Source organism: Aristophania sp. ESL1142 (assembly GCF_058107345.1).
Genome location: NZ_JBYLUH010000001.1, coordinates 1,277,718 through 1,300,658, shown reverse-complemented (window position 1 = coordinate 1,300,658; position 22,941 = coordinate 1,277,718). Strand labels below are relative to the sequence as shown.

The 22,941-nt window shown below is 46.7% G+C and carries 21 protein-coding genes, 1 tRNA gene and 1 pseudogene; 6 read left to right on the top strand and 17 right to left on the bottom strand.

Going from position 1 to position 22,941, the window contains the following annotated elements:
- Positions 1–10 precede the first annotated feature (10 nt).
- From hisS to AC3B6P_RS06115, 5 genes are all read right to left on the bottom strand, one after another.
- Positions 11–1,252, bottom strand: a complete 1,242-nt coding sequence (gene hisS, locus AC3B6P_RS06135) for a histidine--tRNA ligase (protein WP_489805212.1) — start codon at positions 1,250–1,252, stop codon at positions 11–13.
- Entirely contained in the window at positions 1,252–2,391 is a 1,140-nt protein-coding gene (gene ispG / locus AC3B6P_RS06130) for a flavodoxin-dependent (E)-4-hydroxy-3-methylbut-2-enyl-diphosphate synthase (RefSeq protein ID WP_489805211.1), read from the bottom strand. The genes hisS and ispG overlap by 1 nt, the downstream gene beginning before the upstream one ends.
- A 78-nt stretch (positions 2,392–2,469) precedes the next feature.
- On the bottom strand, positions 2,470–3,609 hold the full coding sequence (locus tag AC3B6P_RS06125) for a helix-turn-helix domain-containing protein (RefSeq protein WP_489805210.1): 1,140 nt from the start codon (positions 3,607–3,609) through the stop codon (positions 2,470–2,472).
- A gap of 69 nt (positions 3,610–3,678) precedes the next feature.
- Positions 3,679–4,725: an NAD(P)H-dependent flavin oxidoreductase gene (locus tag AC3B6P_RS06120; protein WP_489805209.1), complete on the bottom strand. Its 1,047-nt coding sequence runs from the start codon at positions 4,723–4,725 to the stop codon at positions 3,679–3,681.
- Positions 4,722–5,948 (bottom strand): aspartate kinase, encoded by a 1,227-nt coding sequence (locus AC3B6P_RS06115; protein ID WP_489805555.1) that lies wholly within the window; start codon positions 5,946–5,948, stop codon positions 4,722–4,724. Before AC3B6P_RS06115 ends, AC3B6P_RS06120 begins: the two co-directional genes overlap by 4 nt.
- Positions 5,949–6,150: 202 nt before the next feature.
- On the opposite strand from AC3B6P_RS06115, the gene ubiG reads away from it, so the two are divergent.
- Positions 6,151–6,918: a bifunctional 2-polyprenyl-6-hydroxyphenol methylase/3-demethylubiquinol 3-O-methyltransferase UbiG gene (gene ubiG, locus AC3B6P_RS06110; protein WP_489805208.1), complete on the top strand. Its 768-nt coding sequence runs from the start codon at positions 6,151–6,153 to the stop codon at positions 6,916–6,918.
- A gap of 50 nt (positions 6,919–6,968) precedes the next feature.
- On the opposite strand, the gene AC3B6P_RS06105 is transcribed toward ubiG, so the two are convergent.
- The 8 genes and pseudogenes from AC3B6P_RS06105 to AC3B6P_RS06070 all read right to left on the bottom strand — a co-directional run bounded on the left by AC3B6P_RS06105 (position 6,969) and on the right by AC3B6P_RS06070 (position 12,512).
- Positions 6,969–8,213, bottom strand: coding sequence for a lactonase family protein (locus AC3B6P_RS06105; RefSeq protein ID WP_489805207.1), 1,245 nt, complete (start codon positions 8,211–8,213; stop codon positions 6,969–6,971).
- Positions 8,214–8,304: 91 nt separating this feature from the next.
- Positions 8,305–8,841: a DUF2147 domain-containing protein gene (locus tag AC3B6P_RS06100; protein ID WP_489805206.1), complete on the bottom strand. Its 537-nt coding sequence runs from the start codon at positions 8,839–8,841 to the stop codon at positions 8,305–8,307.
- Positions 8,813–9,085, bottom strand: coding sequence for a glutaredoxin 3 (gene grxC, locus AC3B6P_RS06095; protein ID WP_489805205.1), 273 nt, complete (start codon positions 9,083–9,085; stop codon positions 8,813–8,815). Before grxC ends, AC3B6P_RS06100 begins: the two co-directional genes overlap by 29 nt.
- Before the next feature lie 18 nt (positions 9,086–9,103).
- Positions 9,104–9,625 carry a ComF family protein gene (locus AC3B6P_RS06090; protein ID WP_489805554.1) on the bottom strand — a complete coding sequence of 174 codons (522 nt, stop codon included), beginning with the start codon at positions 9,623–9,625 and terminating at the stop codon, positions 9,104–9,106.
- 24 nt (positions 9,626–9,649) lie between these two features.
- A pseudogene (locus AC3B6P_RS06085) lies at positions 9,650–9,838 on the bottom strand (double zinc ribbon domain-containing protein); the annotation flags it as partial.
- Positions 9,839–9,846: 8 nt separating this feature from the next.
- On the bottom strand, positions 9,847–11,256 hold the full coding sequence (pgmG, locus tag AC3B6P_RS06080) for a phosphoglucomutase/phosphomannomutase PgmG (protein WP_489805204.1): 1,410 nt from the start codon (positions 11,254–11,256) through the stop codon (positions 9,847–9,849).
- A 9-nt stretch (positions 11,257–11,265) separates the two neighbouring features.
- Complete coding sequence (gene galU / locus AC3B6P_RS06075; protein WP_489805203.1) at positions 11,266–12,135, bottom strand: UTP--glucose-1-phosphate uridylyltransferase GalU; 870 nt, start codon at positions 12,133–12,135, stop codon at positions 11,266–11,268.
- Between the two features lie 291 nt (positions 12,136–12,426).
- Positions 12,427–12,512: transfer RNA gene (locus tag AC3B6P_RS06070), tRNA-Leu, on the bottom strand.
- An 84-nt stretch (positions 12,513–12,596) separates the two neighbouring features.
- Between AC3B6P_RS06070 and lipB the strand changes: the two genes are divergently transcribed.
- Complete coding sequence (gene lipB, locus AC3B6P_RS06065) at positions 12,597–13,274, top strand: lipoyl(octanoyl) transferase LipB (protein ID WP_489805202.1); 678 nt, start codon at positions 12,597–12,599, stop codon at positions 13,272–13,274.
- Here the strand turns inward: lipB and AC3B6P_RS06060 are convergent.
- Both AC3B6P_RS06060 and AC3B6P_RS06055 read right to left on the bottom strand, forming a co-directional pair.
- Positions 13,255–13,896 (bottom strand): LolA family protein, encoded by a 642-nt coding sequence (locus tag AC3B6P_RS06060; RefSeq protein ID WP_489805201.1) that lies wholly within the window; start codon positions 13,894–13,896, stop codon positions 13,255–13,257. The genes lipB and AC3B6P_RS06060 overlap by 20 nt on opposite strands.
- On the bottom strand, positions 13,893–14,201 hold the full coding sequence (locus AC3B6P_RS06055; RefSeq protein ID WP_489805200.1) for a BolA family protein: 309 nt from the start codon (positions 14,199–14,201) through the stop codon (positions 13,893–13,895). Before AC3B6P_RS06055 ends, AC3B6P_RS06060 begins: the two co-directional genes overlap by 4 nt.
- 112 nt (positions 14,202–14,313) lie before the next feature.
- Between AC3B6P_RS06055 and AC3B6P_RS06050 the strand changes: the two genes are divergently transcribed.
- Genes AC3B6P_RS06050 through AC3B6P_RS06035 form a run of 4 tightly spaced genes read left to right on the top strand, consistent with a single transcriptional unit; the run spans position 14,314 to position 18,754 of the window.
- Positions 14,314–14,916, top strand: a complete 603-nt coding sequence (locus AC3B6P_RS06050; RefSeq protein ID WP_489805199.1) for a J domain-containing protein — start codon at positions 14,314–14,316, stop codon at positions 14,914–14,916.
- A gap of 4 nt (positions 14,917–14,920) precedes the next feature.
- On the top strand, positions 14,921–15,952 hold the full coding sequence (locus AC3B6P_RS06045) for an AAA family ATPase (RefSeq protein ID WP_489805198.1): 1,032 nt from the start codon (positions 14,921–14,923) through the stop codon (positions 15,950–15,952).
- Complete coding sequence (locus tag AC3B6P_RS06040; RefSeq protein WP_489805197.1) at positions 15,949–17,763, top strand: cobaltochelatase CobT-related protein; 1,815 nt, start codon at positions 15,949–15,951, stop codon at positions 17,761–17,763. Before AC3B6P_RS06045 ends, AC3B6P_RS06040 begins: the two co-directional genes overlap by 4 nt.
- Positions 17,764–17,812: 49 nt before the next feature.
- Entirely contained in the window at positions 17,813–18,754 is a 942-nt protein-coding gene (locus AC3B6P_RS06035; protein WP_489805196.1) for a hypothetical protein, read from the top strand.
- Here the strand turns inward: AC3B6P_RS06035 and dnaE are convergent.
- Both dnaE and AC3B6P_RS06025 read right to left on the bottom strand, forming a co-directional pair.
- Positions 18,751–22,176, bottom strand: a complete 3,426-nt coding sequence (gene dnaE, locus AC3B6P_RS06030; protein ID WP_489805195.1) for a DNA polymerase III subunit alpha — start codon at positions 22,174–22,176, stop codon at positions 18,751–18,753. The genes AC3B6P_RS06035 and dnaE overlap by 4 nt on opposite strands.
- A 48-nt stretch (positions 22,177–22,224) precedes the next feature.
- Positions 22,225–22,941 (bottom strand): CBS domain-containing protein, encoded by a 717-nt coding sequence (locus AC3B6P_RS06025; RefSeq protein WP_489805194.1) that lies wholly within the window; start codon positions 22,939–22,941, stop codon positions 22,225–22,227.

The window sequence follows — 22,941 nt, the reverse complement described above, 5'->3', positions numbered from 1 at the left end:
GTCCCTATAATTATAACCGCTTTAACGTCTCAATCAGCTGCATTACAGGTATTTCCACCTGTTCACGCTGCCTCAAATCCCGGAGCTGAACCACATGACGCTCCAGATCTTCATCACCGATAAAGACAGCATGCGTCGCACCAGACTGTAAAACACGGTCCATACGCTTCTTAATGGCACCACGCGTTTCGAGAGAGGTCACAAAACCCGCCTGACGCAGCTGATGAGTCAGTGAAGCAGCTTCCAGTAACGCCTTATCCCCTACGGGGAGGACGGCTATACCTTCTTTTTCTGCTTCTGCCAATGTCATTAATGATGAGAGACGTTCAATCCCCGCAGCCCAGCCAATAGCCGGAATGGAAGGACCACCCATTTCCTCTACCAGCCCTTCATAACGGCCGCCAGCCAGCACAGTTCCCTGTGCCCCAAGCTCTGTCGTTACAAACTCAAAAGCAGTATGGCTGTAATAATCCAGACCACGCACAATACGAGGATTTTCGACAAAACTGACACCAAAAGCAGTCAGATATTGTTTCAACTCCTCCCAAAAACGCTTCGAAGGCTCATTCAGGTAATCTGCATATGAAGGAGCCTCCGCCAGAAACTGCTTGTCTTTTTCTGATTTACTGTCAAGAATCCGCAAAGGATTGACTTCAAGCCTTGTCTGACTTTCTTCCGAAAGCGCCTCTTTATGCTGACGGAAATAGGCAATCAGAGCCTCTCTCCATGCCTGACGGCTTGCTAGATCACCTAATGTATTAAGCTCAAGCGTTACATTACCCATCAGCCCCAGAGATGACAGAAAATCCTGAGCCATAACAATTGTCTCAGCATCTCTTAAAGGCCCGTCGGCACCAAGAAACTCCGCTCCTATCTGATGAAACTGACGGAAACGCCCTTTCTGCGGCCGCTCATAGCGAAACATGGGGCCGTGATAGAAAACTTTCTGTGGCAAAGACTGCGTCAAAGAATTTGACACCAATGCACGACAAACCGCGGCTGTTCCTTCAGGTCTTAAAGTCAGGCTGTCGCCACCTCTATCCTGGAAATTATACATTTCCTTTGAGACAACATCTGACGTTTCACCTAATGAACGGGCGAAAACGCGTGTATCTTCGAAGATGGGCGTCGCCCATTCTGCAAACCCATAACGGCGCAACACATCTCTGGCTGTGTCAACAATATGGACATAACGACGCATCTCCTCTCCCAAAAGGTCATGCGTCCCGCGCGGCGGCTGTAAACGTGTCATTAGTGGCCTGCTGAATTACCAGAGTCATCCTGTGCTGCTTTCTCCTTTTCCAGAATCGCAACACGTTCCTCAACCAGCTCTACCACGTGGTTGATCATATCCTCGGCAGGAATCGTATGATCCTGCTTACCTGCCATATAAACCATATGACGCCCCTGACCACCGCCTGTAACGCCAACATCTGTCATAAGTGCTTCACCAGGCCCATTTACGACACAACCGATGATAGAAAGGGTAAGAGGCGTTTTAATGTGCTGCAAACGGTCTTCAAGTGTCTGAACAGTCTCAACAACGTTAAAGCCCTGACGCGCACAGGAAGGACATGAAATAATCTTTACACCACGATGCCGTAAGCCAAGAGATTTCAGGATATCCCAGCCGACCAGCACCTCTTCCTCAGGAGGGGCAGAGAGAGAAACGCGCATCGTATCGCCAACACCAGCCCAAAGCAGATTTCCAAGACCTATAGAGGACTTCACCGTCCCTGCCCGTTTTGAACCAGCCTCTGTAATGCCTATGTGAAGGGGATGATCACAGCAATCAGCAAGCTGCTGATATGCTGCAACAGCCATAAATACATCTGATGCTTTCACACTGATTTTGAATTCATGAAAATCATGATCTTGAAGGATTTTCGCGTGCTCCAAGGCACTTTCAACCAGGGCATCAGGATTAGGTTCACCATATTTTTCAAGCAAATGCTTCTCCAGAGAGCCGGCATTCACACCAATACGGATGGAACAGCCATGTTCGCGAGCCGCGTTAACGACTTCACGCACACGTTCTGCACTACCAATATTACCTGGATTAATACGCAGACAGGAGGCACCTGCCTGTGCAGCTTCAATCGCTCTTTTATAGTGAAAGTGAATATCAGCAACAATCGGCACATTCACTTCTTCAATGATCGTTTTTAGAGCCTTTGTGCTTTCTTCATCAGGGCAGGAAACACGGACAATATCCACGCCGGCCATTTCAGCTTTACGAATCTGAGCAATCGTTGCCTCAATATCGGTCGTAAGTGTGTTCGTCATCGTCTGAACTGATATGGGGGCATCTCCCCCGACAGCAACTTTACCGACATGTATCTGACGGGATTTACGGCGTTCAATATATTGATACGGACGATAACTACTCATGAACAACCCCTCTGAGTCAGACTGAAAGACTCATAAATCGATAAAGAATAAAGGCCAAAACTGCCAGACTGCTTTTATTTAATGAATCTCTTCGTTTTGATCCAGATTTTTTGGCTCAGCTGATATTGCAGAATCAGCTTTTTCTGAAGTCCCAGAACTTGCAGGCTGCATATCTGTACGACCGAAACTTCCATTAACGATAGCTTCAGCACTCACTGCAATATTTCTCTTAACCTGCCCTGCCTGTCCTAAAGGTGCACTAGTAACAGCTCCGGCTTTCATCATCACTCCAGCTGCATTCCCCGCTGTAATGCTATAAGGCGCTGCACTGCCATCACCGTGCCATGTCTCTCCAGACTTAAAGAGACGCGATTCAAGAACTTTCCCGCTACGGTCGGTAATTTTTGTCCAGCTATCCTGTGTAAAATGCAGTTCAATAACACCAGAGGGTAACTCATCAGGCTTCAAGGCAGGTTCTGATGATTTAACAGATTGTGGTTCAGAAGCAGGAGCTGGTTCCACAAAAGGAGATTTAGGCTGCTGCGAATCAGAAGCCGGCATAGAATTACTCAATGGCTCTGAAGAAACATTTTCCTTCTGGACAGCTCCATTTTCCGCTGTCTGGGCAGGGAGGACAGGATTATCGCTCTTCTCTTCATACGCATTACTGGAAACTGAATCAGCTGGAACATTATTATTTTCTGCCAAATCAGATTCTGTCTTTTTTGGAAGAACCGGGGAGCTCGAATCTGTATTACTACCACCAAGAAGAGGAGCATTTTCTATTTTGGGAACATCTCCTCCATGAGATGAAAAATGATACCACCCGATATAAGCCATCAAAACCACAGCCAGACCAACCGTAATCAGAAGCCATTTTGGTAATGAGCGTTCTTCAACTGGCTGTGGAAAATGCAATTCCGGCTTAGCCGGCTCCTCTTGGAAAGTGGCAGAAATTTCAGTTTTAAAATCTGAAATGAGTTTCTCAGCATCTAACCCTAATAAAGAGGCATAATTTTTCAGAAACCCAATTGCATAAGCCTGCCCTGGAAGGGACTTATAGTCCCCCCCTTCAAGGGCATATATGAGGGCAGCCCGTATCCGTAAATGATCTGCAATATGCTGCTCGTCCCATCCCAGTTCTTCACGCCTTTTACGTAAGATTGTGCCAATAGTGGGCTGTAGAGTCGTCTTCTCCTCTAATTTTGAGCCAGACATATTAGCAACCTCTCTATAACAGGACAGAAAATAGGGATAAAAAACTAATAGTACGTATCAATCTACTGATTATGGACGACTATCTCTCACTTCCAAAGCTTCTATCGCTTGGTCAATAAGCATTTTTATAATTTCAGCAACCGGTCTGATTTCCTTAACCATTCCGACAGACTGCCCCGCCATCACTGAACCATTGTCAATATCGCCTTCAATTACGGCTTTTCTTAGGGCACCAGCCCAGAAATGTTCAATTTCTAATTGAGCTGCTTCTTTCTCAATAACGCCCTGCTTGAATTTTTCTACCGTATCAGCCTGATGTTGCATGAAATGACGGCTGGCCGTATTTACTAGCCCCCTCACTGGAATAACAGGAAAACGCTCATCAAGCTGGACAGAGACCGCTGCATCACGGGCATTGGCTCGTTTAAACGCTGCCTTAAAATTAGGATGAGCAATACTTTCCGTTGAAGCTGCAAAAAGCGTCCCTAACTGAGCACCGGAAGCACCCATTTCGAGATAGGACAGAATAGCACCGCCCCTCCCTAGGCCACCAGCAACGAAGATGGGAACATCTCTTATATAAGGCAATATTTCCTGAGCCAGAACATTCAGGGAAACAGGGCCGACATGTCCCCCTGCTTCCGACCCTTCGATAATAAGAGCCTCAATTCCAAGCTTAACAAGGCGTTTCCCAAGAGCAAGGGCAGGTGCAAACCCAATGGCACGCGCCCCACCATCACGCACGCGCCGGATCGTAGCACCAGTTGGAACCCCTCCTGCCAGAACAATATGGGACACACTCTGCGCCAGACAGACATCAACAAGATCATCAAGCTTGGGGTGCATCGTGATCAAGTTCACCCCAAAAGGACGATTCGTCATACCCTTTGTGGCGATGATTTCTTCTTCAAGCCTTTCTGGCGTCATTGCACCACAAGCAATAACGCCAAACCCGCCAGCATTTGAAATTGCTGAAACAAGATTGCGCTCACTTACCCATGACATTGCCCCACCGAGAATCGCAACATCACTCCCCAGAAAATCACAGCCACGTTTTGAAAGCTGTGTAAAAATTCGGCGAGCTTTTTCCTGCTCCTCCACCGATGAGTCGCTCATGAATAATCTTCCTTTTCAGCATCAAGCCCATAAGCTGCGTGCAATGCACGCATGGCCAATTCAGTATATTCAGCGTCAATTAGTACAGAAATTTTTATCTCACTTGTGGAAATAACCTGCACGTTTATACCACGTTCAGCCAATGTTCTAAACATTGTTGCGGCAACACCCGTATTAGAACGCATCCCCACGCCTACAACGCTAATCTTCACAACATCATGAGATGTCTCCAGCCCCTTATAAGGGATTTCCTGACGAAGATTTTCAAGAAGCTGGCAGGCTTTACGTTCATCACCCTTACTGACTGTGAAAGTCATGTTTGTTGCCTGATCGACACCTATACTCTGCACGATCATATCAACATTTATACCACTACCGGCAAGACCGCCAAAAATAGCTGCCGCAACACCAGGTTTATCAGGAACATCACGAAGGCTGATTTTCGCTTCATCTCTGGAATAAGCGATCCCAGCTACAAGTCCTTTTTCCATGCCTTCATCCTCATCTACAACAATTGTACCACTTTTATCGTCAGTCTGCTCAAATGACGACAGGACACGCACACGTACTTTTTCCCTCATCGCTAAAGCAACACTGCGAGTCTGCAGGACTTTTGCTCCAACTGAAGCTAATTCCAGCATCTCTTCATATGTAATACGATCAAGCTTTTTGGCTTTTGTTACGATCCGCGGATCCGTTGTATAAACCCCATCAACGTCGGTATAAATGTCGCACTGATCAGCATCAATGGCAGCAGCAAAAGCAACGGCTGACGTATCAGACCCGCCACGTCCAAGGGTTGCAATCCTTCCTGCATGATCTACGCCCTGAAACCCAGCAATGACAGGGATGACCCCTTCCTCAAGACATGAGAGAATCGCCCGACCATCAACTGTTTCAATAGCGGCTTTGCCATGTGCCTCATCTGTTATGAGCGGAACTTGCCATCCCTGAAAAGAACGGGATTTCAACCCAAGGCTATTTAACGCAATTGCCACCAATCCACTTGTAACTTGTTCGCCTGTCGCCACAACGGCGTCATATTCTTCCAATACAGGTGCGGGATCGAGGTCATAGCAGTATTTCACCATCTGATTGGTGACACCTGCCATTGCCGACACAACAACGGCAACGCGATTCCCTCGCTCATATTCAGTTTTTATTTTCTGGGCAACATTGCGAATACGATCAAGGTCCCCGACTGATGTGCCGCCAAATTTCATGACGATTGTACGAGAACGATGTGAAAGATTATGATCCGTGAGGCTGCCAGGATCACCCTGAGAGGGATCAAGCGTGGACATTAGAACATTAGCTCCGATACATTCAGATTTTCTGCACAGAAAGATTTATGACATACCCATCTTGTCAGGTCTCGTCCAGCAATGCTCTTAAGTAATATAAATTTTATAGAAAGAATGAGTCATGAATGATACACCCCAAGCCGTTTCTGATACGGCCTTCAAACAGGCTGACTCTTCAGTTGTTACAGAAGAAATTGAACATTTCAGCGCCCTGGCAGAAGAATGGTGGAACCCCAAAGGACCGATGGCCCCGCTCCATGCCATGAATCCAGTCAGAACCGAATGGGTCAAAAAAAAGCTGACTTCACTTCTTTCTCCCTTTTCTTCCCCTCTTACTTTGCTTGATATTGGTTGCGGTGCTGGCCTTGCCAGTGAAAGCTTTGCCAAATTAGGATTTGACACATTAGGCGTAGATGCCAGCGACAAGGCGATAGAAGCTGCCCTCGCCCATAAAGAACTATTTCCTCTACCCCCTTCCGCTGCTCCCCTCGCATACCGCCATGGTGACGCTGAAAGCCTTGTGCGAGAAGGAAAACATTTTGATGTTGTTTGCGCGCTGGAAATCATCGAACATGTCAGGGACCCTGAAGCTTTTCTCTATCTGCTACAAGCCTTAACCAGAGAAAACGGTCATATCGTCGTTTCAACAATGAATCGCACGATCCGCTCATTTCTCATGGCCAAATTAGGCGCGGAATATGTGCTTCGTTTGCTTCCCATCGGCACGCACCAATGGCAGAAATTTATCAAACCTGTCGAACTGGACCATATGGCCACTCAGGCCGGATTAACGCTTACCCATATAAGTGGACTTTCTTATCATCCGCCTAAATGGGAAGAAAGCCGGGATCTCAGTGTCAATTATATGGCGCTTTTTTCAAGAAAATAACCGGCAATAGATCAGAGAGTCTCAAAATTCCCATAACCAGGGCTCTCTGATCAAGAATCCGTCGTCAAGAAGGTAAAAGTCGTAGGACTGCCTATTGCCGTAAAATGATCCGTAAAAGAAAGCATACCCTCATCCCGATTTACCCGAAATGAAGTCACGGCATCAGAGCGCTGATTTGCACAGAAAAGAAAATTCCCGCCAGGGTCGAACATCATAGCCCGGCCATAATCAGCATGCATCCAGACTTCATCCTTCAAAGTTAGGCTGCCATCCTGCCCGACATCAAAAACGGCGAGAGAATCCCCCAGACGATTTGAAACATAAATATGCCTCCCATCAGCCGAAAGCAGGATTTCGGCCGCCAGAGTTGAACCTTTAAAATGGGAACTGACTGTACTGACTGTCTGCACAACAGAAAGAACTCCCGTCGCTGGATCAAACTGGCAAACATCCACTTTTGAGTTTTGTTCGCACAGATTATACATAATCCGCCCGGAGTGATTAAAAACAAAATGTCTGGGAGCGGAACCAGGCGTCATCTCAGAATAAGGTGTTTTTGCGGGCATTAATTTCCCGCTTTTCAGGTTCAGGGTCCAGACATAAACGCGATCTAGTCCAGCATCATTTGCAATTACATAACGACCTGAAGGATCAGTACCAATCATATGAGGATGAGCACCACTATGATCGGAAACTGCAAAATTACCGGGTGGATTATCCGCAGCCCTGTCTGGCTGACGTGGCCCTGTATTATGCACCACATCTGTTGCGGTTCCCAAAGAGCCATCTTGTTTTACAGGAATTACGGCGACAGACCCACCGGCATAATTAGCAACCAAAAGATATTTTCCCGAGGGATGCACACTTAAATGCGCTGGAATAGCACCACCCGAACTGACATTATTCAATTTAGAGAGAGATCCTGTATGCTTATCCACGGCAAAAGCCGTAACGCACCCATGCCCTTCCTTGTTAAAATCGTCAATTTCACTCACAGCATATAAAAATCTGTGATCTTTTGAGAGAGTTATAAAAGAAGGACTCGCAATATCTGTAAAGTTTGTGATGAGTGTCAAAGCACCCGTCTTCTGATCCATTTCAAATACTGAAATACCCGGACCATTTCCCTCATTGCCTGGAGGACCATGTTTTGTATAGCCCCCGACGAAACATAATGTCCTTAAACCCGGACCCTCAGCGCATGCCCGTTGCATCCTCATTACAGGCATTGCTGCAATAGTACCGAAGGCTGTCAAACCGAAAGTAAAGCCGCGCCTGGAAACAATTTTTTCCATATTCTTTACTCCCTCTTCTTTACAGAAATATGCTGAGCCGTTTCTTCTTGTTACCCTGCTTTATGTCATTACTTTCAACGTAAGAAAGATATTATCTTCTCATGTCCATACGACATTCTGGCCCAATTGGCGGACCATTATAGCGTGTCCATTCCTGCGTCTGTCCAAATAATGGCAGAATGACATAACCATGAAGGCGTAATATACCGTCCTTACCCAGTTTTACACGCGCCCCATATTGCCTGCCTGATCGTGGATCGAGGATTTTACCCTGCCAGGCACCTTCATCATCACGCTTGAGATTCTGCATCATCGTCAGGCCACATTGCGAGCGTCCCCAATAATCAACAGGGGGCTTTGCCTCAGTATAATCCAGACCAACCAACCAACCACAAAGACGCAATTCATCAGGCTTGGCACCGGGATTACATGGTGCCAGATAAAAAACACCATCCTTGGACTCTGCAAGCCAATATCCTTCTTCAGGAATTGATACAGGCTCTACGGGCGCCGCTTTCCCATATGAAAAAGACGCCACAAAAAAGAGCAGACCAAGAAGACCTATGAAAGAAAAACGGCCAATAAGAGCAGCGCCGCCTCTAGCTTTCCCCTCCAGATAAAAGCGCATCAAGCATTCCTTCTTCCTCGAGTTGCATGATATCGTCACAGCCACCCAAACTCTGATTATTCAGAAATATCTGGGGAACGGTCTGTTTCCCTCCTGAACGTAAAATTGCTTCTTCACGCTCAGCTGATCCACGGGGGGCATTGATCTCCATAAACGCAACTGCCTTGCTTTCCAGCAGGTTCACAGCCCTGACGCAATATGGACAACCTGATTGCGTATAAATCTCGATCAAGGGCGTAGTCATTAAAATTCAAATCCTTCTTTACATTAGCCCTTCACAGGCTCTTGCAACAACAAAAAGATCAACCTGGCCACAACCCGCCTCCTTTAATACGGAAACGCAGGCTTCAGCCGTGGCTCCCGTTGTTAAAATATCGTCAATTAAAATCACATGACGATCTTTCAAAAAGATAAGCCTATTTTTATTCACCTGAAAAGCGTCTTTTAATTCTTCCCGACGCTGCTGGACAGATAAGTTTGCCAAGGCTTCCGTACGTTTGCGTCTTATCAGGGCGTCTGGAAGCACCGGTATTTTTTGCAAACGTCCTAAACCCATGGCCAGAAGAGCTGCTTGATTATATCGACGTGACCATAATTTCGAGGCGTGTAATGGAACAGGAACGAGAACAGCCTCTTTATGTTTTGATAAAAACCCATATCCATGACGATACATAAGCATCACAAGAGGCTTTATATTCTCAAGCCTATCTGCATATTTCAGCGGCAAGAGCAATTTTCTTGATGCCTCATTATAAATAAACAAGGCACGGGCTTCATGCCACAAAGGGGGTTTTTCCTGACAGGAAAGGCAAATTCCTCCCTTTCCTCCAAGCTCTTTATAAGAAAAAGGCTCCCCACAGGACTTACAGAATGGTGCTGTGATAAATCTGAGAGACGAAAAACAAGAAGCACAAAAAAAACCTCCTCCCTCTGCTATCTCCTCACGACAAAGAAGACAAACAGATGGGAAGAGGAAATCAAGTATCTTACGATACAACAATGTGTTCAATGAGCATGAACAGCAGGTGCAGAAAAATCAGGAGCTTTCAGACCTGATGCTGTAAGCTGCGCCACGAGAGCTGTTTTTAATCTTTCCAGGCCTTCATTGCTATACGACTCGGCGCGAGCAACAAGAACAGCCTGTGTATTAGAGGCTCTGAGCAGCCACCAGCCATCATTAGTCGAAACGCGTACACCATCAATTTCAGAAACCTTGGCCCCTTCTTTTTTCAAGCGGGCAGCAACTTCCTTGATCACTTCAAACTTGCGGTTATCATCACAAGGGAAACGCAACTCAGGAGTACTCACCATTTCAGGCAATGCTTCACGTGTCTTCGAAAGTTTGCCATCCAGATTACTGACAACACTCAGAATGCGAATTGCACCATAAATAGCATCGTCAAAACCGTACCATTTATCAGCAAAGAAAATATGGCCCGACATTTCACCGGCAAGAGGCGACTTCGTTTCAGCCATTTTGCTTTTGATCAATGAATGACCGGTCCGCCACATCAAAGGCTTGCCACCTGCTTTTTCCACCTCATCAAACAGGACCTGACTTGCTTTCACATCAGCAATAATCGTCGCACCGGGATGACGCTTCAAAACGTCACGCGCAAGCAGAACAAGGATCTGGTCTCCCCAGAGGATATGACCTTTATCATCCACAACCCCTACGCGATCTGCATCTCCGTCAAAAGCAATTCCGACGTCAGCTTTCTGTTTTCTGACCTCGGCGATCAAATCCTGCAAATTTTCTTCCACTGTGGGGTCGGGATGATGATTGGGAAAATGACCGTCAATTTCAGGGTAAAGGACTATATGCTGACCTGGAAGTTTCTTTACCAGCCTCTGAAGCACTTCTCCCGCAGCAGAATTACCATTATCCCACACAACCTTGAGCGGCCGTTTACCGTCATAATCCTGAAGAAGACGCTCGATATATGCCTCTGAAGGGTCAAACGAGCTGATTGCACCTTCCCCCTGAGGAACAACATCGCCACTGGCAGCCATACGCCCCAATTCACGAATCTGCTGACCAAAAAATGGCTTCCCCTGAAGCATCATTTTAAAGCCATTATGATCTGGTGGATTATGGCTTCCTGTAATCATGATTGCGCCGTCAGCATGACCTGTCACGGCTGCAAAATAAAGCATGGGTGTTGGGCCACGCCCCATACGCCTAACGTCAACGCCAGATGCGGAGGCCCCACGAACCAGAGCTTCTTCCAATGAAGGAGATGACACACGCCCGTCATAACCAACAACGAGGGATTTACCACCATTGCGAATGATAATACTGCCAAAAACCCTACCGACGGCATAGGCGTCTTCAAGGTGGAGTGTTTTATCAACAATCCCGCGAATATCATATTCGCGGAGGTTCGTTGGCTCAAAATTATATTTAAACGTCATGACAACCTCTTAAATATATTTTTTCAAAAACGCCCGAACATCATCTTTCAGGTCTGAACGTTCCATGGACATGGCAATCTGGGCTTCAAGAAATCCAATCTTGCTTCCACAATCAAAACGGGTACCTTCATAACGCAAACCATGAAAAGGTTGATTACCTATCAGCTGCGCCATTGCATCTGTAAGCTGAATCTCCCCACCAACGCCAGTTTGCAGCTTTGAAAGGGGTTTCAACACATCTGCCGTCAGGACATATCGCCCGATAATCGACAGATTTGAAGGAGCATCAGCTGGGTCAGGTTTCTCAACCAGACCTTTGACTTCCACAAGTCTGCCATCATCTGCGCCAGTTTCAAGAACACCATATTGCTTGGTTAGCTCACGGGGTACTTCGTTAACCGCAACGACATTTCCACCGGTTTTATGATAAATATCTGCAAGCTGGGCAATGCAGCTTCTCTCACTTTTTACAATATCATCAGGGAGCAGAATCGCGAATGGATCATCCCCGATAAAAGAACGCGCACACCAGATCGCATGCCCCAACCCTAGGGGTTTGTTTTGACGCACAGCAACCATTGAGCCAGCATCAATGATACTCGCCTCTAAAGCCTCCAGCGTGCTGGTCTTGTTTCTTTCACGTAAGGTGTTTTCAAGTTCTGGAGCGGAATCAAAATAATCAATAAGATTGTCTTTTCCACGTGCTGTTATAAGGCAAAACTCTTCAATTCCAGCAGCTCGTGCTTCATCAATTGCATATTGAATGAGGGGTTTATCAACAACAGGCAACATTTCCTTGGGCATAGCCTTCGTCGCAGGAAGAAAACGTGTGCCAAGGCCGCCTACTGGTAAAACAGCTTTACGTAAAGGTTTAATCATAAACGTACTCTACCCTCTCTAAGCATCAAATCAAAAATAGATTCCCCACCGTGAGCACATAAATAGCTTCACAGCCATTAAGGAAAACAACTTTAAAATCACGGAGAAGAATAAAAGTTCATTTAAAAAATCGCAAATGACCGTTTCTTAATTTACTATTTCCGAGCAGATGCACAATAAGAATGAGGGCTTCCTGTCATCAGATAAGCCCCTTCGGTTTCTTAATAAAGACATTTTCGAGAAAGAATTACCACCAGATCATATTCGTCTCTGTGAGAATGAATATGAAGGTGGTGCGGCCGAGAAGACTCGAACTTCCACAGGATTTCTCCCACAAGCACCTCAAGCTTGCGCGTCTACCATTCCGCCACGGCCGCTCCGTGCTTAAGCGTCACGATAATTAAAACGTGACCGCTCTGGTGGGACGGCGTATAGCCCATACAAACAAAGAGAGCAACAGTATGATTCACTTTTCTGACGAAATAATTTTCAAACGTGACAAAGAGTTATGTTCCTATGAGGCTGCCCTGGACAAAATGAGCGCTATTGTCCAGGATATACAACATCAGACTGGCCCTCAGATGCTCTGGTTCACCCAGCACCCTCCCCTTTATACAGCGGGGACTTCTGCCAGAGCTGAAGACCTCATTAATCCTCATAATTACCCGACCTATAAAGCCGGGCGTGGCGGACAATGGACATATCACGGCCCTGGGCAACGCATTGCCTATGTCATGATGGACCTCTCTCACCCACATGGTCAGGTCGCACCACGTGACATCCGTTCTTACGTGAAAGGGCTAGAAAGCTGGCTTATTGCCTCACTCAACAGCCTTGATATTGACGCCTTCACACGTGAAGGCCGGGTTGGAGTATGGTGCTTTGACCCATTAACCAAACAGGAATCAAAAATTGCAGCCATAGGAATTCGCATCAGTCGCTGGGTCAGCTGGCACGGAATAGCGCTCAATGTCACTCCTGACCTCCATGATTTCGAAGGAATCATCCCCTGCGGGATTCGTGATTATGGTGTAACGAGCCTCAAACAATTTGACCCTGATTGTTCAATGGAAAAAACTGATAAGGTACTCCTGCAAAACTGGTCTGCCATTTTTGGTTCTAATGTGCCGGGAATTTAAAAATCTCTTCAGAAACAGGCAGATTCTGCTTCACATCAAAAAAGGATAAACCGAAATGATGATCCTGTGCATCAACACCCTTAAGACCGATTAAAGTCAGTCTTCCTCTTATATCTGAAAACTGCAGGGTCAAAAGTCCCTGCGAAGGATTATCTGCCTGTGCCAGAGATATCTGGATATATTCGCTGCCATAGCGTACGTCAGTTACCTGTACGTCTTTATCAAAATGGATAGGATGGCGAAGCAGATAGCCCAGTGGATTTTTCTTCAGGGAAAGCTGAGTAACAGATTCTGTCTGCTGGTCGATCAAAAGAAGTTTCCCATCATGAGCCAGAACAAGCCTGCCTGTCGGGATTTCGTAATCCATCCTGATAGCCCCGGGAAGATAGGCAAAATGGCCATCTCCCTGCTGGCTGTTCCCAAAACCGTTCTGGGCAAATCCTGCCTGCATTGAATGAAGGTTGTTAAGATAGGATTCTATCCTCTTTACATCTGCCTGTTTTCTATCAGAAAGCTGGTGATAACCACCTGTTGCACACCCCTCAAGTAACAGGACAGGCAGGCAGGCAGGCACAAACCCCAAACAGACTGACAGAAACTTTGCGCGCCAGTTCCCTTTCATTTTTCTCCCTCTCCTTTTAAGGTAAGCGTCAGGGCATGAAGGCCAGTTTCAAACTCTGTTTTCAGCAGATCCTGCACCAGTCTATGCCGTTCTATACGTGTTTTACTATCAAAAACCGGGCTAACGATCTCTATTTTATAATGGGTCTGCCCCTTATGAGATGGTGCTTTGACTTTATCAATCACGGCCATATGTTCGACATGCCGGGCATGACGGTGACTATCATCTATGATTATTAATTTTGTCGGGTGTAATGCCTCTTTTAGGATAAGGCGTATACGCTCTTCACGGTCATGAATCGCCATGGCGAATTGATCTCCTTTTGTGATAAAGAGTAAACCGTCTTGCCAGCACTTTTTTTCAAAAGATAGTAAATTCACTTGCAAGTTGAAAAGGCAGACACCCATATTCCCCTCTATGCAACGTAACATGTCCCGAACAAAAGCTTTTTCCCCTGACCCCCAAGCCCCTGACCGCGTGTGTGACCACCCTGAATGTGAAGAGCCTGCCGGCTATAAAGCACCAAGAGGCAGGATGCATTTGCGCGATTATTATTGGTTCTGCCTGGAGCATGTCCGCCAATATAATGCCGGGTGGAATTATTATAAGGGGATGACACCAGGCCAGATCGAAGCACAGATCAGGGCAGATACCTCATGGGACCGTCCTTCATGGAAACTGGGATCTATCGGAGGAGGGGCGAAACCTAATCTCACTCTCAATGATTTACGCGACCCCCATGATCTTTTGCGTGAATATCGCCAGAAACCTAGTAGAAAAGTGCCGCCATCTCCATTGTCAGAACCACTCAGAAAGGCGCTGGCAACCCTGGATCTAAAGTGGCCTGTCAGCCTTGATGATGTTAAAATCAGATACCGTCTTCTGGCGCGCCGCCACCATCCAGACGCGAATAAAGGCGACAGCAAGGCTGAAGAACAATTTAAGACGATCGTATCTGCCTATATGACACTAAAAGCTCATTTTGCGACTCTTCACCAAAAAACTGAGCACCAGAAATGAATTTATGTCATTTTACGATAAACACGATCTCAATATCGCTAAGCGCAGGAGTACTGCCGTGACTTTTTCGACTGATTCTTCTCTGGCAAATAGTTTGCCTCTCAAGCCTGATAGCCTAAAGCCGGCCAGAGACCTGTTTCAGCTGGATCTGGATTTTGACGTGCCAGTCTGGTCGCAGCACACTGACTATGTCCCTGAAATCGATTCTTCTTACTGTTTCGACCGCGATACAACACGCGCTATATTAGCAGGGTTTATTTATAATCGCCGTGTCATGGTACAAGGCTTTCACGGTACGGGAAAATCTTCTCACATTGACCAGATCGCTGCACGCCTGAACTGGCCATGTGTTCGAATTAATCTTGATAGCCATATTTCACGTATTGATCTGATCGGAAAAGATGCCATTACCTTACGAGATGGTTTGCAGATTACTGAATTTAAGGAAGGGCTGCTTCCCTGGTGCCTGCAAAATCCCTGTGCCCTGATTTTTGATGAATATGATGCAGGTCGACCTGATGTCATGTTCGTCATCCAGCGCGTCTTAGAAGCAAATGGCGCTCTAACACTTCTCGACCAGAACCGCGTTATCCACCCTCACCCTTCTTTCCGTCTTTTTGCAACAGCCAACACAATCGGTTTGGGGGATACAACCGGTCTTTACCATGGCACCCAACAGATTAACCAAGGCCAGATGGACCGCTGGAACATCGTTGCGACCCTGAATTACCTACCCTTTGAACAGGAAGTCAGAATTGTCACATCACGCATGGAAAACCGGCTCGATTCCGATTTGATCGCGAAAATGGTCACATTGGCTGATCTCACCCGGACAGGCTTTATGCAGGGCGATATTTCAACATTAATGTCTCCCCGTACTGTTATCAGTTGGGCAGAAAATTATCTTATTTTCAAGGATATTGCTTTTTCGTTCCGTCTGACTTTCCTCAATAAATGTGATGAGATGGAGCGTGACATCGTGGCAGAATATTACCAACGTTGTTTTAACAGCTCACCTTTATCTCAGGCGTCATGACCTCCCAGCCTGAACGCTTTCGCAAGGCGACCCTCGCAACCTTACGTACCTTGAGCCATGATGGCAGCATCACGCTGCCCGCGGGCATGTCTATAAATGCTCAGGAACTACTCGACCAAGCGCAGAAGCTAAAAGTCCGTGGTTCCATAGACGCATACGCTCTTAAAACACGCTACCATGATCCTGACCTTCCATACCCCTTATTACCCCAGGAAGCACGACATATTCTCGACACATTGGAGCAGGCCCGCTGTGAAATTTATGGTTCTCGCCATATGGAAGGTGTGAGGTCAAACCTGCACCAGCGTTTGATAGAGCGAGGAAAAATCCTCAAAACACCTGAGATGTCCTCACGTGAGGACATGCCTCCTGCCCTTGCCCTGGAGCTATTGGCACGGGAAAATATGCTCGGGGCTGAATTTGGCGCAGAGCTCGGGGGTCCTTCATTAAAAAAATGGCGAAACGCCCTCTCCCCCCAGGTAAAACTGGCCCTTAATCACCTTGCAGAAACACAATCTGATCAGGCAAAATTCATGCAGGCTGGTCAGGAACTTCTGACCGCTCTGGGGCTTGTAAAGAAACGGAAAAACGACTCTGATTCGGAGAGCAATTCTCAGCAATCGCAGGAACAATCCGAAACAGGTGAATCCCAAGCAAAAGAAACACCTGATGAAACCGCTGCGGAAGAATCTGAGCAACAGGTTGTTTCTACTGAACAGGGAGACGAATCTGTCTCTGAAAATGCAGATTTAAGTTCAGATGAAATGGAAGCACTCATGACAGAGGGCGAGCAGGGAGATGAAGAAGCGGCTGGTCCCTCTTCTCCTAGGTCCGAAGCTTCAGAGTTTACCACTTTCTCTGATGGATATCATGTTTATACACGGGAATTTGACGAAACGATTCCAGCAGATGAATTATGTGACCTTGATGAACTTCATTTTTTAAGAGAACAGCTAGACCACCAATTAGAGCAGACAAAAGAATTTGTTTCCCGCTTGGCTCATCGACTGCAAAGAAAACTATTAGCTCAACAGCAGCGCCATTGGAGCTTCGATGAGGAAGAAGGTATTCTTGATGCTGCACGCCTGCCGCGGATTGTCAGTAATCCTGCACTTCCTCTTTCTTATAAACTGGAAAGCAATACAGATTTCAGAGAAACTGTTGTTACACTCTTAATTGATAATTCTGGCTCTATGCGGGGGACTCCCATTACGACAGCCGCTATTTGCAGCGATATTCTGACCCGTACATTAGAACGGTGCGGTGTGAAGGTAGAACTGCTTGGTTTTACAACCCGTGCATGGAAAGGTGGACAAAGCCGTTACAAATGGACACAAGACGGCCGCCCTTCTGAACCTGGCAGACTTAATGACTTACGCCATATTATCTATAAATCTGCCGATATCCCCTGGAGACGCACACGCCTCAGTCTGGGATTGATGCTACGCGATGGACTGCTTAAAGAAAATATTGATGGTGAAGCACTTTTATGGGCGGCACGCAGACTTAAAGCAAGACCGGAACGCAGGCGTATCCTGATGGTCATTTCAGATGGAGCCCCTGTTGATGACAGTACAGCCTCTGCGAACAGTCCTGATTATCTTGATGACCACCTTCATAAAGTCATTGCCAAACTGGAAGCAGATCCATCCATAGAGCTGTCAGCCATCGGTATCGGTCACGACGTCACACGCTATTACGCCAATAGTGTGACAATCAGTTCAGCTGCAGACTTAGGTGATACAATGGTAAGCCAGCTAAGTAGCTTATTTGTTACTCATAAGAAAAGACGTAATAGCACAAGCAGCTAAAATTACTCTTTTATTTACCGTAAAAAGTTCTAATAAAGATTGATCTTATATGTTTTTCATGGAGCTTTTCTGTTCTGCCATGGCACTTTTTTCTACCCCAAAACCTTCACGCGTGAAAACAGCCGCGCAAAGTCTGTTCTGGGGAGCTTCTCTCTTCATCAGCAGCATTGCTTTTACACCTTCTTATGGGCGTACACTGGCACCCCTTCCAGAAAGCTGTTTCCGTTTTTTTTCCCAGCAGGATAAAGGCGCAGGCAATAGTCTGACGACGATCAATTTCCACGCTGAACTCGCTGATACTGGATATTCGATTGATGTTGGCACGTCCTCGTTAAAAGACCATAAAAAGAAGCTTGATGGTGATGCCCTCATCCGAGTTAATGCTGCTGCCGCTTATGGTGTTCTTGTTGCTTATCATCATGATCTGCCTGAAGGATGTAAAAACGCAGCCATTCCAGAAATTAACGAAGTCAAGGACACGCTCCCTGAAGCCACATGGTCTGATATAACAATTACAAAACCCAAACATAGTTTTCATGTCGGGTCTGTAAATTTCAAAATCGTCAGTACAACGCCTTTAATCCGTGCACAAATCAATGCCAAAGGGCTTCATGATGCAGCCTATCCCCTGTTCCCGCAAAATGCATCGGCGGACATATCAATGGAGCCTTCGACCAAGCTGCCTTTTAATTTCTCACTTAACAGCTTCCATACTGTAATTGACAATAGCCAGATTGATGGGCATGGCACTGTTCATGCTGCGGGAGACTTGCCTAACTCCAATGCAAATGTTTATCTCAGCATCAGTGAGATTGGTAAGTTGATTGATCACTTAAGTCGGGTCGCCCCCGTAAGAGTGACTGCGGCTTTTCTGGTTGCACGGCTTATGGGAGACCGTGAACCCAATCACCGCACAGGCTGGACAGTTACATTGGAAGATTCAAAAGTCCGGGTTAATGGTAAGAAATTACCGATCAATTTCCAGCATTAATGATGCTCCATGCGGCTGATCTTACTTAAAGTGGCAAGTTTCTCTGCAAGACGGGGCGTTACCTTGTAAAACTGGGGCAGGATAATCTCGACATCTCGTGTTTCTTCCATTGCTGGCATCAATACGATCCGTCCCTGCCCCCCAGTACTTTCTTTAAGAACATTCTCCAGCTCATCAAGAGCTGTTTCATCATCAAACCAAAGACGTATTTCAGCTTTTTCAGATTCTGCCGCCTTTTCAAGATCCATGACTGAATGTGCCGTAATGCGTAAAGCGTCTCCATCTGTTTTTAGGTCAGCTGTCACCAATATAGCCTGCCCAGCTACAAGAAGATCTCGGCTAACCTCTAATGTTTCAGAGAAAAGCGTCACTTCGCAACTGCCACTACTATCAGTCAGCGTGACCCAGGCCATTTTTTTTCCTGTCCTGGTAGGACGCTCTTTTTTATCGACAACACATCCGGCAATCTTGGCTCTTGTCACGCCAGTTTCTGCCAGATGTTCAAGACTGGCTGCTGGTGTGCTGCCTATACGACGTAGAACAGAACGATAAGCATCAAGCGGATGCGCACTCATATGGAAGCCAATGACAGAAGATTCCTGTGATAAGCGCTCAAAATCAGGCCAGGGTTTGACTGGCTTCAAATGCAGGATCTCACGCATAGATTCCCCTGCATCACCAAATAAACCAACCTGCCCAACCTGACGTTCACGTGCCCTTTCCTGCGCCCTACGCATAATCAATTCAGCATTGGCAAAAACCATGTGACGATTTTTAACCATAGAATCAAAAGCACCTGCCTTGGCCAAACTTTCAATCTGTATCTTATTCATGTTTTTTGCCTCACAACGATCGGCAAAATCAGTAATATCTCTAAAGGGCTCGTCGCCACGATTTTTAACCAGCCCTTCCATGGCTGTGGCTCCTACCCGTTTGATCGCTGACAGGCCATAACGAATTGCCTGTTGCCCTGTCTCAAGTGTTTCGATAGAGAAATCTGCTTGTGAACGATTAATATCTACAGGCAAAATGGGGATTTCCATCCTTTTTGCCTCCTGACATAAAGCAGCCAGTTTCTCCGTCTTTTCACGAGCAAGAGACATACATCCGGCCAGAAATGCAACAGGATAATTCGCTTTCATCCAGGCCGTTTGGTAAGAGACCAATGCGTAAGCAGCAGCATGGGATTTATTAAAACCATAATCCGCAAACTTAGCCATCAGGTCAAAGACTTCTTCAGCCTTTTCAGCGGGAATACCTCTTTTCGTAGCCCCTTCACGGAAAATCGCCCTCTGCTGTTCCATTTCAGAAGCGATTTTCTTACCCATTGCACGACGTAAAAGATCTGCCCCCCCAAGACTATAGCCTGCCATTTTCTGGGCGATCTGCATAACCTGCTCCTGATAGACCATAATGCCATAAGTCTCTTCAAGAATTGGACGGATCTCTTCATGAGGAGGCGCCCATGGTTCACCATGCTTACGGCGGCAATATTCTGGAATATTGGCCATCGGTCCGGGACGATAAAGCGACACGCCAGCAATCAGATCCTCAAGACGGCTTGCTTCCATCTGCTTGAGCATATCCCGCATACCAGCACCTTCAAACTGGAAAACACCAGCCGTATCGCCGCGTGCAAGCATGTCAAAGGTTTTTTTATCATGAAGAGAAATATGGGAAAGATCGACCTCAATCCCCATTTCTTTAAGAAAATCAACACCTCTCTTCAGAATGGTAAGGGTTGTCAGACCCAGAAAATCAAACTTAACGAGCCCCGCCTGCTCCACATATTTCATATTATATTGTGTGACGAGCATATCACTACGCGGGTCTCGGTAAAGTGGCACAAGCTTGACCAGCTCTCTATCACCAATGACGACCCCTGCCGCATGAGTCGAGGCATGACGGTAAAGCCCTTCAAGCTGCAAGGCGATTTCCAGAAGACGCTTGATCGTCTCATCATTATCGCGCATTTCCTGCAGGCGTGGCTCTTCCTCAATCGCTTTGGCTAAAGGCGTTGGCTTTGCCGGATTATTAGGAATCAGTTCAGCGACACGGTTCACCTGGCCATAAGGCAAGCCCAGTACGCGTCCGACATCCCTGACGGCTGCTTTGGCCTGTAATTTACCGAACGTAATAATCTGAGCGACCTGACTAGCGCCATATTCGCGCCGGACATAGCGGATGACTTCGTCACGTCTGTCCTGACAGAAGTCAATATCGAAGTCAGGCATGGAAACACGTTCAGGATTCAGAAAACGCTCAAACAGCAACCCAAAGGGCAGTGGATCAATATCAGTAATCGTCAGAGCATACGCGACCAGAGACCCTGCCCCAGAGCCACGCCCTGGACCTACAGGAATATTCTGTGATTTCGCCCATTGAATAAAATCCGCAACGATCAGGAAGTAACCAGGAAAGCCCATACGAGCGATAATATCCAACTCTGTCTTCAGACGTTCTGCATATTCCGCCCGCTTCTGCTCCCCGTCTTCCATCACGGCCAGACGTTTTTCAAGTCCTTCCTCTGCCATAGCACGAAGGGTTTGCTCTTCTGTACTACCCTCACGTACTTTGGGACATATCGGCAAAAGAGGCTTGCGTGTTGAAGCTGCTACAGCACACATTTTGGCAATGGTGACTGTATTGCTACAAGCATCCGGCAAATCAGCGAATAAATCACACATAGCCTGCTGGCTTTTAAACCAGGATTCGGGAGAGACACGCCAACGATCTTCTTCCGCCATCGTACGACCCTGTGCAATACAGAGCAAAGCATCATGTGCTTCATGCAGGTCAGGTTTTGGAAAAAAACACTCATTTGTCGCTATAATGGGCAGACCCATTTCATCAGCCAACCGAACCAGAGCAGGTTCGGTCATTGCTTCTCCTTCCTCACCGAGACGATTCAGTTCGAGCGCAACCCTCCCCCTGAACCCGTCATTCAGTCTTTCAAGAAGCTGACGCGCCTTATCTTCCTGCTCTGATTGCAATAATTGGTTTAACGTGCCTCTATTACCTCCGGTCAGCAGAAACAGCCCCCCAGCCCGTTCACAGAGAACCTGAATAGTCACACTTGGGTCAGCGGGATCTCCCTTCAAAAAACCAGCAGAGGAAAGATATTGAAGATTTTCCAGCCCTTCTTCAGTCTGGGCCAGTACAACCAAAGGTTCAGCCGGCGCTCCGACCTTATCGCTGTGAGATGGCAAAGCCAACTGACAACCGATAATAGGCTGCACGCCAGATTTTTTGCATGTCAGGGAAAATTCAAGGGCGCCAAACAGATTACCACTATCAGTCAGGGCAATAGCAGGCATCTCATTTTTGACAGCCAAAGCAACAAGGTCCACGACCCTTATTGCACCTTGGCTAAGAGAATAGGCAGAATGATTACGAAGATGAATAAAACGGGGCTCAGTCATAAGCCCCGTTATATCATGCTCAATGAACTGATGTTACGGCAGACTCCATTAAAACCAGCTTTTTTCCATTAATTCCTTGGGCCTTGCATAGCCTACTCCAGGCTTTAGGAGATAAGTACGGTCCTGCACCGCTGTCACACCAGGAATGTTTTCTGACAGGACACGCATGGCATGAATGTCCACGATATCACGTGAAGCCCCTTCCCAGATAACACATCCATTTTCAACCTTGAAGGTCACATCTGCCGCCCAACTAACTGTTCCAAGAACGTCATGAAGCCTCTTCGTGATTTCTTCATCATTCAAAGGAGGTTTCTTTTCTTCGAGTTTTTCCCGCAATAGCCTCATGATATCGCGGCCACTAATCACGCCAACCAGCGCAGAATCCTGCGTTACATAAAGCCTGTGAATTCCCTTATGACGCATAATTTCAATCGCTTCATTCAAAGCCGTCTCAGGAGGGATTGAGATTGGCTCAGCCGTCATTACATCACATACCTGACGGCCGTATAAATGGATGAAAATACGCGCATTATCCTCATGCGTAAAACGGGAAAAGAAACCTTCAGGAACCTCTCCTGTATCAAGCTCTGAGCGCCAAAGAAGATCGGTTGAGCTGACAACTCCAACCAACTTACCCTCATCTGAAACAACGGGTAGCGCCCCTATTCCTTTTTCTTCCATAATATTAATGGCTGAAACAAGCGATTCATTTGGCCCAATATGAATCACGTTTTTATGCATTACTTCACTGACTTCATGCAT

Bases quoted from the DNA above. Each gene is read 5' to 3' on its own strand.
- hisS (WP_489805212.1), bottom strand. From the start codon at position 1,252: ATGACACGTTTACAGCCGCCGCGCGGGACGCATGACCTTTTGGGAGAG.
- ispG (WP_489805211.1), bottom strand. From the start codon at position 2,391: ATGAGTAGTTATCGTCCGTATCAATATATTGAACGCCGTAAATCCCGT.
- AC3B6P_RS06125 (WP_489805210.1), bottom strand. From the start codon at position 3,609: ATGTCTGGCTCAAAATTAGAGGAGAAGACGACTCTACAGCCCACTATT.
- AC3B6P_RS06120 (WP_489805209.1), bottom strand. From the start codon at position 4,725: ATGAGCGACTCATCGGTGGAGGAGCAGGAAAAAGCTCGCCGAATTTTT.
- AC3B6P_RS06115 (WP_489805555.1), bottom strand. From the start codon at position 5,948: ATGAAATTTGGCGGCACATCAGTCGGGGACCTTGATCGTATTCGCAAT.
- ubiG (WP_489805208.1), top strand. From the start codon at position 6,151: ATGAATGATACACCCCAAGCCGTTTCTGATACGGCCTTCAAACAGGCT.
- AC3B6P_RS06105 (WP_489805207.1), bottom strand. From the start codon at position 8,213: ATGGAAAAAATTGTTTCCAGGCGCGGCTTTACTTTCGGTTTGACAGCC.
- AC3B6P_RS06100 (WP_489805206.1), bottom strand. From the start codon at position 8,841: ATGCGCTTTTATCTGGAGGGGAAAGCTAGAGGCGGCGCTGCTCTTATT.
- grxC (WP_489805205.1), bottom strand. From the start codon at position 9,085: ATGACTACGCCCTTGATCGAGATTTATACGCAATCAGGTTGTCCATAT.
- pgmG (WP_489805204.1), bottom strand. From the start codon at position 11,256: ATGACGTTTAAATATAATTTTGAGCCAACGAACCTCCGCGAATATGAT.
- galU (WP_489805203.1), bottom strand. From the start codon at position 12,135: ATGATTAAACCTTTACGTAAAGCTGTTTTACCAGTAGGCGGCCTTGGC.
- lipB (WP_489805202.1), top strand. From the start codon at position 12,597: ATGATTCACTTTTCTGACGAAATAATTTTCAAACGTGACAAAGAGTTA.
- AC3B6P_RS06060 (WP_489805201.1), bottom strand. From the start codon at position 13,896: ATGAAAGGGAACTGGCGCGCAAAGTTTCTGTCAGTCTGTTTGGGGTTT.
- AC3B6P_RS06055 (WP_489805200.1), bottom strand. From the start codon at position 14,201: ATGGCGATTCATGACCGTGAAGAGCGTATACGCCTTATCCTAAAAGAG.
- AC3B6P_RS06050 (WP_489805199.1), top strand. From the start codon at position 14,314: ATGCAACGTAACATGTCCCGAACAAAAGCTTTTTCCCCTGACCCCCAA.
- AC3B6P_RS06045 (WP_489805198.1), top strand. From the start codon at position 14,921: ATGTCATTTTACGATAAACACGATCTCAATATCGCTAAGCGCAGGAGT.
- AC3B6P_RS06040 (WP_489805197.1), top strand. From the start codon at position 15,949: ATGACCTCCCAGCCTGAACGCTTTCGCAAGGCGACCCTCGCAACCTTA.
- AC3B6P_RS06035 (WP_489805196.1), top strand. From the start codon at position 17,813: ATGTTTTTCATGGAGCTTTTCTGTTCTGCCATGGCACTTTTTTCTACC.
- dnaE (WP_489805195.1), bottom strand. From the start codon at position 22,176: ATGACTGAGCCCCGTTTTATTCATCTTCGTAATCATTCTGCCTATTCT.
- AC3B6P_RS06025 (WP_489805194.1), bottom strand. From the start codon at position 22,941: ATGCATGAAGTCAGTGAAGTAATGCATAAAAACGTGATTCATATTGGG.